This is a genomic window from Streptococcus oralis (assembly GCF_001579525.1).
Taxonomy (GTDB): Bacteria; Bacillota; Bacilli; order Lactobacillales; family Streptococcaceae; genus Streptococcus; species Streptococcus oralis_M.
In genome coordinates this window covers 623157-637885 of the sequence record NZ_KQ970788.1, presented here as the reverse complement: position 1 = coordinate 637885, position 14729 = coordinate 623157, and the positions used below count along the sequence as shown (strand labels likewise).

Genomic DNA, 14729 nt, shown 5'->3' with positions numbered 1-14729 from the left:
ATTAAAAAATGGCTAAAAAAGTAAAAGATTATTATGACTTGACTTATGCTAGTGATTTGAGTCGACGGTTGAAAGAAGCGTCCCCTGCATTTGATGAGCGAAAGTTTAGGCTCTTGTTAGAAAAAGACTTGGAAGAGTTGGAGTTTAGCCAGCGTCAAGAACTCTTGGCTAAAAGTATCAAAGAATGTCTTCCCCTATCTTATCAGGACTCTCTCAAGGTTTTTGAGAAAATTTTGGGTCCCGAGTTAGAAGGTGGTTTAGGTATGTTCTCAGAAGGATATTGGCTTTGGCCAATCGGAAAATATGTAGAGCTATATGGGGATAAGGAATTTGAATTGAGCGCGGCCTTTAGTAAGGAACTAACCAAGCGATTTACTGGAGAATTTTCTATGAGACCTTTGCTGGCTCGCTATCCTAAGGCTACAATGACTTTGCTGTTAGAATGGAGTCGGGATGAAAATTTGCGCGTTCGTAGACTTGCCAGCGAATGTATGCGTATCCGTCTGCCTTGGGCTAAGAGACAAACCGTGGTATTGGATTATTTTGAGGATTTCACCACTATTCTGACCAATCTAAAGGATGATAGAGACAAGTCTGTTCAAAAAAGTGTAGCTAATAATTTAAATGATTTGTACAAAGAAGAACCTGATAAGTTTGAAAGGATTCTTCAAACTTGGCAAAAGGAGGAGCTAAGTCCAAGTTGTGCTTGGATCATCAAGCATGCATCTCGAACAAAAACAAAAAGGTAGCCACAGAAGATTTATGCAAAAAAAGCTGAATTTTGGCTGGGCTTTTCCGTTGTAAATTAAGGATTCTTTCTTGAAAAATAATGGTAAATATGCTAAAATTAAAAGAACATTCTAAAATATTCAGAATAAAAAGTAAGGAAAATCATGGCTAATATTTTAAAAACGATTATTGAAAATGATAAAGGAGAACTTCGTCGTCTGGAAAAGATGGCTGATAAGGTTCTTAACTATGAGAGCCAAATGGCTGCAATGTCAGACGAAGAACTAAAAGCGAAAACTGACGAATTTAAAGAACGATACAACAAGGGTGAATCACTTGATTCATTGCTATATGAGGCTTTTGCGGTAGTTCGCGAAGCTGCAAAACGTGTCCTTGGGCTTTTCCCTTATAAGGTTCAGGTCATGGGTGGGATTGTTCTTCACCATGGTGACGTTCCAGAGATGCGTACCGGAGAAGGGAAGACCTTGACAGCGACCATGCCAGTGTACCTCAATGCCCTTGCAGGTAAAGGAGTTCACGTAGTTACAGTCAACGAATACCTAACAGAACGTGACGCGACTGAAATGGGTGAATTGTACTCATGGCTCGGTTTGTCAGTAGGGATCAACTTGGCAGCAAAATCTCCAATGGAGAAAAAAGAGGCTTACCTTTGCGATATTACCTACTCAACCAACTCAGAGATTGGTTTCGACTACCTTCGTGACAACATGGTCGTTCGTGCAGAAAACATGGTGCAACGTCCACTAAACTATGCCTTGGTCGATGAGGTTGACTCGATTTTGATCGACGAAGCTCGTACACCATTGATCGTTTCAGGTGCCAATGCAGTTGAAACAAGTCAACTCTACCATATGGCGGACCACTTCGTGAAATCCTTGGACAAGGACGACTATATCATTGACGTTCAGTCTAAGACGATCGGTTTGTCAGATTCTGGTATTGACAAGGCTGAAAGCTACTTCAAACTAGAAAATCTCTACGACATTGAAAATGTAGCTCTTACTCACTTTGTTGACAATGCCCTTCGTGCCAACTATATCATGATCCTTGATATCGACTATGTGGTTAGTGAAGAGCAGGAAATCTTGATTGTCGACCAATTTACAGGTCGTACCATGGAAGGTCGTCGTTACTCTGATGGCTTGCACCAAGCCATCGAAGCCAAAGAAGGTGTGCCTATCCAAGACGAGACCAAGACTTCAGCTTCTATTACCTACCAAAACCTCTTCCGTATGTATAAGAAATTGGCGGGGATGACAGGTACTGGTAAAACAGAAGAAGAAGAGTTCCGTGAAATCTATAACATTCGTGTTATCCCAATCCCTACTAACCGTCCAATCCAACGTATTGACCACTCAGACCTTCTCTATGCAAGTCTTGATGCGAAATTTAAGGCTGTAGTTGAAGATGTAAAAGCTCGTTACGCAAAAGGTCAGCCGGTCTTGGTTGGTACAGTTGCCGTTGAAACCAGTGATTTTCTTTCTAAGAAATTGGTAGCAGCAGGCGTTCCTCACGAAGTCTTGAATGCGAAAAACCACTATAGAGAAGCTCAAATTATCATGAACGCTGGTCAACGTGGTGCGGTTACTATTGCAACCAACATGGCCGGTCGTGGTACCGACATCAAGCTTGGTGAAGGGGTTCGTGAACTTGGTGGACTCTGTGTCATCGGTACAGAGCGCCACGAAAGTCGCCGTATTGATAACCAGCTTCGTGGACGTTCAGGACGTCAAGGAGATCCAGGTGAGTCACAATTCTACTTGTCTCTTGAAGATGATTTGATGAAACGTTTCGGTTCAGAACGTTTGAAAGGTGTCTTTGAACGCCTCAATATGTCTGACGAAGCCATCGAATCTCGCATGTTAACGCGTCAAGTTGAAGCAGCTCAAAAACGTGTCGAAGGAAATAACTACGACACTCGTAAACAAGTCCTTCAATATGACGACGTTATGCGTGAACAACGTGAAATCATCTATGCACAACGTTATGATGTCATTACTGCAGATCGTGACTTGGCACCAGAAATCCATGCTATGATTCGTCGTACCATTGGACGTATCGTGGATGCACATGCACGTTCTAAGGAAGATGAAAAATTGGAAGCAATCTTGAACTTTGCTAAGTATAACTTGCTTCCAGAAGATTCAATTAGCCGTTCAGACCTTGCAGGTTTGTCAGACCAAGCTATCAAAGATGAACTTTTCCAACGTGCCTTGAAAGTCTATGACAGCCAAGTTGCTAAGCTTCGTGACGAAGATGCAGTGAAAGAATTCCAAAAAGTCTTGATTCTACGTGTTGTAGACAACAAGTGGACAGACCATATCGATGCTCTTGATCAGTTGCGAAATGCTGTTGGTCTTCGTGGATATGCCCAAAACAACCCTGTTGTAGAATACCAAGCAGAAGGTTTCCGAATGTTTAACGACATGATTGGTTCAATCGAATTCGATGTGACCCGCTTGATGATGAAAGCACAAATCCATGAACAGGAACGTCCGCAAACTGAACACAATATCAGTACAACTGCGACTCGTAATATCGCAGCGCAGCAGGCAAGCCTTCCTGAAGATTTGGACTTGAGCCAAATCGGACGAAACGACCAATGCCCATGTGGATCAGGTAAGAAATTCAAGAACTGTCATGGTAAGAGACAATAATATGAGATAAGATACAGGCGGATACCTGGTAAAAATCATTTTTTGCTTGGTGTCCGTTTGCTTTATAAGGAGATGAATCATGGTATTTAAAGCTAAAAGTCCTAAAATTAACATTGAAGAAGTTCGCGCCTTGTCTAAATTAGAGGGGGCGGCTCTTGCGAGAAAAAATCAACGTGATCAGGAATTGGAAGCCATCATTCGTGGGGAAGACCAGCGTATTCTCTTGGTGATTGGACCATGTTCATCTGATAATGAAGAGGCGGTTCTCGAGTATGCCAAGCGTCTATCTGCTTTGCAAGAAGAGGTCAAAGACCGTATTTTTATGGTCATGCGTGTCTATACAGCTAAACCTCGTACCAATGGAGATGGCTATAAGGGCTTGATTCATCAACCAAATGCGACAGAAGCTCCTAGCTTGATCAATGGGATCAAGGCTGTTCGTCAGTTACACTACCGTGTGATTACCGAGACGGGAATAACAACAGCGGATGAGATGCTTTATCCTGAAAATCTTCCGCTGGTGGATGATTTGATTTCTTATATGGCTGTTGGAGCTCGTTCTGTAGAGGATCAACAGCACCGTTTTGTAGCGAGTGGAGCAGACTTTTCAACAGGATTTAAAAATCCAACATCTGGAAATCTCAATGTTATGTTTAACGGGATTTATGCAGCGCAAAATAAACAGAGTTTCCTTTTCCTCGGTAAAGAGGTGGAAACAACGGGGAATCCATTGTCCCACGCCATTCTTCGCGGTGCCTTGAATGAATACGGGAAAAATATTCCTAACTACTACTATGACAATTTGATGGATACTATTGCCCAGTATGAAAAGATGGGCTTGGAAAATCCATTTATCATCATCGATACCAATCATGACAATTCAGGCAAGCAGTACATGGATCAAATCCGTATCGTTCGTCAGACCTTGATTAACCGTGACTGGAATGAGAAAATCAAAAAATACGTTCGTGGTTTTATGATTGAGTCCTATCTAGAAGATGGACGTCAAAATGAGCCAGAAGTTTTTGGTAAGTCCATTACAGATCCGTGTCTCGGATGGGACAACACAGAAGCACTTGTTCGCGAAATTTACCAAACGCTAGGAGAGTAAGATGGCATTTATCGAAAAAGGTCAAGAAATTGATATTGAAGCAATCAAGGCTGCGACCCAGTTGTCACCTGAAGCCTTGCGAAAAAAAGAAGCCCGCGATAGAGAGTTAGCAGCTATCATCTCGGGTGAGGACGACCGCATCCTTTTGGTGATGGGGCCTTGCTCTTCTGACAATGAAGAAGCAGTTCTCGAATACGCTCGTCGCTTAGCAGACTTGCAGAAAAAAGTTGCGGATAAAATCTTTATCGTGATGCGTGTCTATACGGCTAAACCTCGTACCAATGGAGATGGCTATAAGGGAATGATTCATCAACCAAATACCAGCGAAGCGCCTAGTCTCATCAATGGTTTGCAGGCTGTTCGTCAGCTGCACTACCGTGTGATTACGGAGACGGGCTTGACGACAGCTGATGAGATGCTTTATCCGTCAAATCTCGTTTTGGTTGATGATCTGGTCAGCTACCATGCTGTAGGGGCTCGTTCAGTGGAAGACCAAGAGCACCGCTTTGTAGCCTCTGGGATTGATGCTCCGGTTGGGATGAAAAATCCAACATTTGGGAACCTTGGGGTCATGTTTAATGCCATCTATGCGGCTCAAAACAAGCAAACCTTCCTTTACCATGGCCAAGAAGTGGAAACTTCAGGAAATCCTTTGGCCCACGTTATCCTTCGTGGTGCCATGAACGAATATGGTAAAAATGAACCCAATTTCTACTATGAAACCCTCTTGAATGCCATCAATCGCTATGAGACTATGGGACTTGAAAATCCCTTCATTATCATCGATACCAATCATGACAATTCGGGCAAGCAGTATATGGAACAAATTCGCATTGTGCGCCAAGCCTTGCTGAATCGTGACTGGAATGAAAAGATTAAAAAGACGGTTCGAGGCTTTATGATCGAATCTTACCTAGCTGATGGTCGTCAAAACCAACCAGAGGTCTTTGGTTGCTCCATTACCGACCCTTGTCTAGGCTGGGAAAATACAGTAGCCCTGGTAGAAGAAATTTATACTACCTTAACAAAATAAGTGAAAAGGATGGAGTTGGGGGAATCTCAGCTCCTTTTATGAGTATGATAGTTGGACACGGAATTGACATCGAAGAATTGGTTTCGATAGAAAACGCAGTTACACGACGTGAGGGCTTTGCTAAGCGCGTGCTGACCCCTAAAGAAATGGAGCGTTTTGCCAGTCTCAAAGGGCGTAGACAGATCGAATACTTGGCAGGTCGCTGGTCGGCTAAGGAGGCCTTTTCCAAGGCTATGGGAACTGGTATTGGCAAACTGACCTTTCAGGATTTGGAAGTTTTGAACAATGAACGAGGGGCTCCTTATTTTAGTCAGTCGCCATTTTCAGGAAAGATTTGGCTGTCAATCAGCCATACAGATCAGTTTGTGACAGCCAGTGTCATTTTGGAGGAAAATCATGAAAGCTAGTCCACATAGACCAACCAAGGCTCTGATTCATCTGGGAGCTATTCGACAAAATATTCAGCAAATGGGGGATCATATCCCTGAAGGAACGCTCAAGTGGGCAGTGGTCAAGGCTAATGCCTATGGTCATGGGGCTGTTGCCGTTGCGATGGCGATTCAGGATGATGTTGATGGATTTTGTGTTTCCAATATTGATGAAGCCATCGAACTTCGTCAGGCTGGACTCAGCAAGAAAATCCTCATTTTAGGAGTTTCTGAGATAGATGCTATTGCTCTGGCTAAAGAATACGACATCACCTTGACGGTAGCTGGACTGGAGTGGATTCAAGAACTCTTAGCTAGGGAGACAGATTTAACTGGCTTGACTGTTCACCTCAAGATTGACTCAGGGATGGGACGGATTGGTTTTAGAGAAGCCGGTGATGCTGAGCAGGCTCAAGCCTTGCTCCAACAATACGGTGCTCGCGTTGAGGGGATTTTTACCCACTTTGCTACTGCAGATGAAGAATCAGATGCCTATTTTAATGCCCAGTTAGAATGCTTTAAAGCTATTTTGGCAAGTATGAAGGAAGTTCCAGAACTGGTTCATGCCAGCAACTCGGCAACGACCCTCTGGCATGCAGAGACTATTTTCAATGCAGTCCGTATGGGAGACGCCATGTATGGTCTCAATCCAAGTGGAGAGGTCTTGGACTTGCCCTATGATTTGACACCAGCCTTGAGTTTGGAGTCTGCTCTGGTCCATGTCAAGACAGTGCCATCTGGAGCTTGCATGGGCTATGGGGCTACTTATCAGGCGGATAGCGAGCAAGTCATTGCGACGGTGCCAATCGGCTATGCGGATGGTTGGACACGAGACATGCAAAATTTCTCTGTCTTGGTAGATGGCCAAGCTTGCCCAATCGTCGGACGAGTATCTATGGACCAAATTACTATTCGGCTACCTAAGGTTTACCCACTAGGAACCAAAGTAACATTAATTGGTTCCGATGGTGACAAGGAAATCACAGCAACTCAGGTAGCGACCTACCGTGGAACCATTAACTATGAGGTGGTTTGTCTCCTCAGTGATCGCATTCCGAGAGAATATCATTAAAAAGAAAGGAGTGGAGCATGAATCTACATCAACCCTTGCATGTCTTACCTGGTGTGGGGCCAAAGTCAGCAGAGAAATACGCCAAACTAGGAATTGAAAACTTGCAAGACCTCTTGCTCTACTTTCCTTTCCGTTACGAAGACTTCAAGACCAAGCAGGTCATGGAATTGGAAGACGGGGAAAAGGCGGTTCTGTCTGGTCAAGTCGTGACCCCCGCTAGTGTCCAGTATTATGGTTTCAAGCGCAATCGCCTGCGTTTTAGTCTCAAGCAGGGAGAAGTCGTTTTTGCAGTGAATTTTTTTAACCAACCCTATCTGGCTGATAAGATAGAATTGGGAGCAACTCTTGCTGTCTTTGGGAAATGGGACCGTGCCAAGGCCAGTTTGACTGGGATGAAGGTTCTAGCTCAGGTGGAAGATGACCTCCAACCTGTCTATCGCTTGGCTCAGGGAATTAGTCAGGCCAGTCTGGTCAAGGTCATCAAGACAGCCTTTAATCAGGGGTTGGACCTCTTGATAGAGGAAAATCTTCCCCAGTCTTTGCTGGATAAATACAAACTCATGTCCCGTTGCCAGGCTGTCCGTGCTATGCATTTTCCTAAGGATTTGGCAGAATACAAGCAGGCCCTTCGCCGTATCAAATTTGAGGAACTCTTTTATTTTCAGATGCAGTTGCAGACGCTCAAGTCTGAAAATAGAGTTCAGGGAAGCGGTCTGGTTCTGAATTGGTCCCAGGAAAAAGTGACAGCCGTTAAAGAAAATCTGCCTTTTGCCCTGACCCAAGCTCAGGAAAAGAGTTTGCAGGAAATTTTGGCCGACATGCAGTCCGACCACCACATGAATCGTCTCCTGCAAGGAGATGTGGGGAGCGGAAAAACGGTGGTTGCTGGTTTGGCCATGTTTGCGGCAGTGACGGCTGGGCACCAGGCTGCCCTCATGGTACCGACAGAAATCCTAGCAGAGCAACACTTTGAGAGTTTACAGAACCTTTGTCCAGACTTGAAACTGGCTCTCTTGACAGGATCCTTGAAAGCTACAGAAAAAAGAGAAGTCTTGGAGACTATTGCCAAGGGTGAGGCTGATTTGATTATCGGAACCCATGCTTTGATACAAGATGGGGTGGATTATGCTCGTCTTGGTTTGATTATCATCGATGAGCAGCACCGTTTTGGTGTGGGGCAAAGGCGTATTCTAAGGGAAAAAGGCGACAATCCCGACGTTCTCATGATGACGGCGACGCCCATTCCACGAACCTTGGCTATCACAGCCTTTGGCGATATGGATGTTTCTATTATTGACCAGATGCCAGCAGGGCGGAAGCCTATTGTGACGCGCTGGATTAAGCATGAGCAGTTGCCTCAGGTCTTGACTTGGTTAGAGGTAGAAATTCAAAAAGGTTCTCAAGCCTATGTTATCTCTCCCCTGATCGAAGAATCTGAAGCTCTGGATTTGAAAAATGCCATTGCCTTATCAGAGGAGTTGACAGCTCATTTTGCCGGCAAGGCTGAAGTGGCTCTTTTACATGGTAAGATGAAGAGTGACGAAAAAGACCAGATCATGCAGGATTTTAAAGAGAAAAAAACGGATATTCTGGTTTCGACGACGGTTATCGAGGTTGGGGTTAATGTTCCCAATGCGACCGTTATGATCATCATGGATGCCGATCGGTTCGGTCTCAGCCAACTTCACCAGCTCAGAGGTCGTGTGGGACGGGGGGACAAACATTCTTATGCTATTTTAGTTGCCAATCCCAAGACAGACTCTGGGAAAGACCGTATGCGGATCATGGCAGAAACGACGGATGGCTTTGTCCTTGCTGAGGAAGACTTGAAAATGAGAGGTTCTGGTGAGATTTTTGGAACCAGACAGTCGGGACTACCAGAGTTTCAAGTGGCTGATATTATCGAAGATTTTCCGATTTTAGAAGAAGCCAGAAAGGTTGCCAGCTATATTAGTTCTATGGAAGGTTGGAAAGAGGATCCAGAATGGCGTATGATCGCTCTCCACCTAGAAAAAAGAGAACATCTGGATTAAGCCTTTTCTAAGAAATTTATAAGCTAGCTTTTAGGTTTGGGTCTTATACTAGAGTCATCAAAAAGAAACGAGGACTCTCATATGACGATCAAAGTGACCTACCAAAAGAAATTTCAAACCGTCAAACAAGAGAAAGGAGCTGGCACTTATTGATTAACAAAGAGCGGAAACGCTCTTTTTCTTCTAAAGAAATGGTCACCTATAAATCAAACTTAGTCAAGCGATAAAAAGATATTAGTCACCCAGCCTATTTACTCATTGAGAGAAGCTTGATATAATGAGCAAAAATAGAGTATAGTGTAGAATGAAAGGAGTTTTTAAGATGTTAGAAACTAGAACGATTGCTATCCAAGATAGGTATGGAGAACGATTTCAGCATTGTTGGGGCTGTGGACCAAAGAATGACTTGGGCTTGCATTTAAAAACCCATCCAAGTGTAGATGGAAAGACTTGTATTAGTAAGATCAAGCTTGAAAATCAATATACTGGAGGAGTTCCATCAAATGTTTTTGGAGGAATGATAGCGACTATTTTTGATTGCCATGGTACGGCGTCAGCAGCTTGGTTTGCTCATCATCAAAAAGGGTTGGAACTGACGGAATCTACTGTGATAGGACGTTTTATTACAGCTCGCTTGGAGATTGATTACCTTAGTCCTAGTCCAATTGAAGATGAAATTGTAGTCACTTCTACATTGGAGGAATTAGGAGAAAGGAAAGCAATTATTTTTATGGAGATGACAGTGGCTACTAAAGTCCGTGCTAAAGCTAAAATGATAGCAGTAGCGGTAAAGGACCATATGTAAAAATATTGATTCAACATTAAAATGTTTAAAACTACTTTCAGACGATCAGTTTGAGGGAGGAGAATCTAAAATCACTTTCTGTTTCCCATTCTTTCTTGCATTGCTTTTCTAGATATGCTACAGTTATGATAGCGATTATAAAACAAAAGGAGCATACTATGAAAAATCCAGCTTTACTAGAAGAAATGAAGACTTATCAAGGACGAGATGAAGTTCCAAAAGATTTTGATGCCTTTTGGGATGAAGAGTTGGGAAAGGTTGCTAGCCTTCCAGCTTATCAGTTAGAAGAGCGTGATTTCCACATTCCAGGAGTCAAGAGCTATGAGCTGACCTTCCAAGGGACTAAGGAAGGTAAAGTATATGCACGTGTGGTCTTGCCAAAGAGTGAAGGAAAGGTTCCCCTTATCTTCCATTTCCATGGTTATATGGGACGTGGTTGGGATTGGACAGACATGCTAGCCTTTACAGTTGCTGGTTATGGCGTGGTTTCCATGGATGTGCGTGGTCAGTCAGGCTATTCACAAGATGGGTTGCGTGCTCCACTGGGAAATACAGTTAAGGGACATATTATCCGTGGTGCGGTTCAAGGACGTGAACACCTCTTTTACAAGGATGTCTATTTAGATATTTACCAGTTGGTTGAAATCATTGCCAGTCTCCCTCAGGTGGATGAGACGAGACTAGCTAGTTATGGTGCCTCTCAGGGCGGAGCTTTGGCACTAGTTGCCGCAGCACTGCACCCTCGTATAAAACGTACGGTTGCCATCTATCCATTCTTGTCAGATTTTAGACGCGTCCTAGAAATTGGCAATACTAGCGAAGCCTATGATGAGCTATTTCGTTACTTCAAATTCCATGATCCCTTCCATGAAACAGAAGAAAAAATTATGGAGACCCTTGCCTACATCGATGTGAAAAATCTTGCCCATCGAATCAAGGGAGAGGTGAAGATGATTACAGGTTTGGATGATGATGTCTGCTACCCAATCACTCAGTTTGCCATTTACAACCGTCTGACCTGTGACAAGACCTACCGTATCATGCCAGAGTATGCCCACGAAGCCATGAACGTCTTTGTCAATGACCAAGTGTACAACTGGCTCTGTGGCAGCGAGATTCCGTTCTTATATCAGTAAAGTAAATGATTTACTCCTTACACAAAAACCATCCAGAATCTAGGACTTTTCAAGGATTTGGGATGGTTTCTTTTTTTGTTCATTGGATAAGTAGATGCCTTATCTGTACTCAAAAAGCTCTATACTCTCTATAGTGAAAGCGTCACTACAGAAAATAGAGAGCTAGTACATCTGTATCTTATTCTTTATTTTCGTGTTCGTTTAAAGAATGTGATGCCAAAGGCGAGACCGAGCAAGCCTAGAAGACTGAGTTCAAAGTTATTTGCTAGTCCTGTTTTTGGTAGTTGCTCTTCTTTAGTAGGAGATGAAGCGGTATCGGAAGGGTTATTCTGTTGCCCGTCTTCATCATTTGAAATTTTTTGTTGGTCTTGCTTCTTGGTTTGCTTATTCAGAGGCTGGGTATTGGAAGCTTGCTCGGGATCCTCATGTGGGTCTTCGTTAGGTGTCTCCTGTTTTTTGTAAAGTACACCATAAAGGCTGAAATGGCTCACTGTAATCTCGATATGGTGGGCGTCAACCTGAGTGAATGGAAGGCTCGTAATCTGACCATCTTCAGAGAGACTAAAAGCAGTTTCTACTTCGGCACTGACAGGGATACGCACCTTTGCAGTGATGTTGTCTACAGGAACCTTGTGCCCTTCAGCATCCACGAAATAGAGGTCGTAAAGATCACCTTTTTTCCCGTCAAACACATGGTAGTTGCCTTGACTGAGGGATTTGACAACCAGACTAAAGGTGTTTTGCGGAAGTTGTCCTACAGTGGTTGTCACTGAGATGAAGTGAGGTTCAGTTCCCTTAAACGTAACAGTATTATCTGTATCAAAGGATACTTGTTTACTGTTATCGAAATAACTTGGGACAACAAAGGTTGGCAATTCTTCTTGTACGGGTGCTGTTTGAGGAACCTCGGAGTAGACCTTAGCCAATTGTTTCGCATATCTTCGACTCAATTCTTCAACTTTTTGATTCATGCGAGCGACTTCGGCTTCTACCGCCTTGTTTTGTTCCATGCTCTTGGATTCGTTGGCACCATAGGCATTTACCACACCGTACTCTCTTACCAGAGATTGGACAAAAGTGTCAATTTCATCGGCAGTTTCTGGGATTGCTTCTTTAATCCAGCGAAGTTTTTCAATCTGTCTTTTGGCTTCTTTGAAGTTTTCAAAGCGTGGACTGGTCCGTGGTGTCTTGTCCTTGCCATCCTTATCTCCAGGGTAAACGAGGAAAGGATCGCCACTTTCCCACCACCAGTGATCGATATTGGTCAGGGGATCTTTGACCCAAGCATCATAGGCCCAGCGCAAATAGCCATCCATACCGAGAGATTGGGCGTACCAGAGGGTCCAAGCACTCTCTACAGGGGCGCTACGAGCAAAGGAACTAGGGTAATCTCCGACACAGGTGTAGAGGGTTGTTGTAAAGCCTTTTTGGCGACGGTCGTGCGCTAATTTGCGTACAGCAACTTCGTCTTGGATTTGGGCTAGGTCAATGGAAATGTCATGAATGTGATTGAGAATCTCAGCTTTTTCAGCACTATAATTCATGGCTGCGGAGATTTTTAGGGATTTTCCATCCTTGTTTTTATATTGTTCGATGAGAGAAACTACATGTTCCATAGTCTCGAGCGGACGTTCGTCCATGGACATATAAGCAAGGTCAAACCAACCTTTCTCATCGAGGTGCTGGATATAGGCCCTGAGGAACTCTCCCCAAATAGCTGTCCATTCAGCGCTTCCGACTGGCAAAGAGAGGGATTGCATACGCTGTTGCGTCACATCAAAATAGCCGATTTGATTTTCCCAAGGAGTGAGGGAGAAGGATTTGATTTGCTTATTGATGCCGAGACTGAGGGCAAGTTCAACATATTTGTCATAGTTTGTAAAATCAAAATCAAAGTGTCCATCGGCTTGTTTGGTCCATTTGACCATACTTGGGTAAGCATCATAGGTCTGATGATTCCACGGATCTTCGCTGATAGTAGTTGTGATAGCTCCTCCACCAATTTTGACATACTCAGACAACTGCTGTTTGAGGATTTCCATATGCTTGTCTGAGAACCATTCCTCTTCGCTCAAACCATAGTAGCGAGCAGTTGTGAATGGATATTGCCAGAGTTCCATACTGAAACGGTTGGTATCCTTCGGTTGCTCAATCGGCAATACTTCAAATTGGTAAGGCACTTGGATTGGCTTGCTTAGGTTCTCTGCTGTAACAGTGAAATGCCCTTTATATAGACCAGGTTTGGCATCACGAGGAACGGAAATCTTGAGCCAAACAGCCTGTAAGTGATTGCTAGCTAGATCTGTATAAGCAGCCTTATCTAAAATGTCAGGCACCATTTCATGCGGGGCGCTGGCGTCTGGAAGGACAAACTTTTGCCCACCGCGACCGACATAGGCACTGGTTTCCTTAAGGAAATAGGTCTGAACCTTGTCTGAAGAGATACTTCCTGCATCGGAGATAAAGTCACTAGGAGAGATGTGGATTTGTTTTAAGTCTTGATTTTTAGATTTTAGGATAAATTGTCCGTTTACCTCATCCCCTAGCCAAACGGGACGAGACGCTGTCGTGACCTGATCAAGTTCTAAGACATGGTCGTATTGGTCTTGGGAGGTGTGTTGATCGGTGCTTCCTTGTGAGATGCTCAGATTATTTTCTGCGGGGATAACAGTCACAGGAACAGTCCTTTCAATGTTTTGAGTTTTGAGTACAATCTCAGTTTGTCCCTCTTTGACTCCGTAGACAATCCCTTTCTCATCTACCTGAGCAATTTCAGGATTTTTACTTGAGAATTGGACACTTTCGTTTGCGTTAGTAGGTTGTCCTTGGAAGGTTAGAACTTGGCGACTGAGAGTGTCGACTGTGATGCTTTCAGGCAAACCTGTCAGTTCTGTAATGAGTCGTACCTCCTCATTGCGGTAGGTCGACATCCCATTATAGTAGAAATAATTATTAGAATCTTTTTGTTTTAGCAAGACTGTGTGAGGACCTTCTTCTAAATCAGTGATTGTATACACATTGACCCCATTTTCATAGTCTGCTGTGTGAGCATCGAATTCTCCGTGTTTGACACCATCAACCCAGACTTCGACAATACCGGACAAATCGGATTTGGTCGCCCAAATCTGAGCACGATGACCAATGAAGTTTACTTGTACGTCCCCGTAACCTCCGTGTAAGTAACCATAATCATCCCACTGCCCAATATAGGTGGTGTTAAAGTCTGTCCCGCTAGTCTGACCATGTTCGATATCGGTCTTAATTTCAGGACTATCTGCTGCAACGTGGGCTGGTAGGTAGAGACAGGCAAATAATAAACCTGCCAAAAGGGCTTGTTTTGTTTTCATAAGATCTCCTTATTATTTTTGTATGCGCCTTCTTTTATTTTATGTAAAATAAATCCTAAAAGAAAGGAAAAAACTATATAGAAAATTCTCCATTTTAAAGAGGAGGGAGGCAAGATGAGGAACTCTAAATGGATATCCTTGTTTGTTTCTATATTTTTCATGTTTGATTTGCCTGCTTAAAACGGGAGATTGCTGTGTCCCTATCCAGTCTAAGAAATGCACAGACCTTCATTAGCAATGATCCTAGCTTCTAATTTCAGTTGAAGCCTGAAACTACTTTCAGGATAGTCTGTTCTATAAAATAGTTTTGAAACTGAAATCTATTCCACTACAAACTATTGAAAGCGCTTAACAAGT

10 protein-coding genes are annotated in these 14729 nt (G+C 43.5%); 9 read left to right on the top strand and 1 reads right to left on the bottom strand.

Annotated features, from left to right (window positions below; all coding sequences use genetic code 11):
- Positions 1 to 8 precede the first annotated feature (8 nt).
- The 9 genes from SORDD25_RS03095 to SORDD25_RS03055 all read left to right on the top strand — a co-directional run bounded on the left by SORDD25_RS03095 (position 9) and on the right by SORDD25_RS03055 (position 11025).
- Complete coding sequence (locus SORDD25_RS03095) at positions 9 to 749, top strand: DNA alkylation repair protein (protein WP_061852584.1); 741 nt, start codon at positions 9 to 11, stop codon at positions 747 to 749.
- A gap of 144 nt (positions 750 to 893) precedes the next feature.
- A complete protein-coding gene (secA, locus tag SORDD25_RS03090; RefSeq protein ID WP_061852583.1) occupies positions 894 to 3407 on the top strand; it encodes a preprotein translocase subunit SecA in 2514 nt (837 codons plus the stop codon).
- A 79-nt stretch (positions 3408 to 3486) separates the two neighbouring features.
- Positions 3487 to 4518, top strand: coding sequence for a 3-deoxy-7-phosphoheptulonate synthase (locus tag SORDD25_RS03085; protein ID WP_061852582.1), 1032 nt, complete (start codon positions 3487 to 3489; stop codon positions 4516 to 4518).
- Between the two features lies 1 nt (position 4519).
- Positions 4520 to 5551, top strand: coding sequence for a 3-deoxy-7-phosphoheptulonate synthase (locus tag SORDD25_RS03080; protein ID WP_061852581.1), 1032 nt, complete (start codon positions 4520 to 4522; stop codon positions 5549 to 5551).
- Between the two features lie 44 nt (positions 5552 to 5595).
- A complete protein-coding gene (gene acpS, locus SORDD25_RS03075) occupies positions 5596 to 5958 on the top strand; it encodes a holo-ACP synthase (RefSeq protein WP_061852653.1) in 363 nt (120 codons plus the stop codon).
- Positions 5948 to 7051 carry an alanine racemase gene (alr, locus tag SORDD25_RS03070; RefSeq protein ID WP_061852580.1) on the top strand — a complete coding sequence of 368 codons (1104 nt, stop codon included), beginning with the start codon at positions 5948 to 5950 and terminating at the stop codon, positions 7049 to 7051. The genes acpS and alr overlap by 11 nt, the downstream gene beginning before the upstream one ends.
- A 17-nt stretch (positions 7052 to 7068) precedes the next feature.
- Positions 7069 to 9084: an ATP-dependent DNA helicase RecG gene (gene recG / locus SORDD25_RS03065; RefSeq protein WP_061852579.1), complete on the top strand. Its 2016-nt coding sequence runs from the start codon at positions 7069 to 7071 to the stop codon at positions 9082 to 9084.
- Positions 9085 to 9406: 322 nt separating this feature from the next.
- On the top strand, positions 9407 to 9889 hold the full coding sequence (locus tag SORDD25_RS03060; RefSeq protein ID WP_061852578.1) for an acyl-CoA thioesterase: 483 nt from the start codon (positions 9407 to 9409) through the stop codon (positions 9887 to 9889).
- A gap of 158 nt (positions 9890 to 10047) precedes the next feature.
- On the top strand, positions 10048 to 11025 hold the full coding sequence (locus tag SORDD25_RS03055; protein ID WP_061406584.1) for an acetylxylan esterase: 978 nt from the start codon (positions 10048 to 10050) through the stop codon (positions 11023 to 11025).
- 185 nt (positions 11026 to 11210) lie between these two features.
- Here the strand turns inward: SORDD25_RS03055 and SORDD25_RS03050 are convergent, their stop codons facing one another.
- Entirely contained in the window at positions 11211 to 14372 is a 3162-nt protein-coding gene (locus SORDD25_RS03050; protein WP_061852577.1) for a DUF4091 domain-containing protein, read from the bottom strand.
- Positions 14373 to 14729 lie beyond the last annotated feature (357 nt).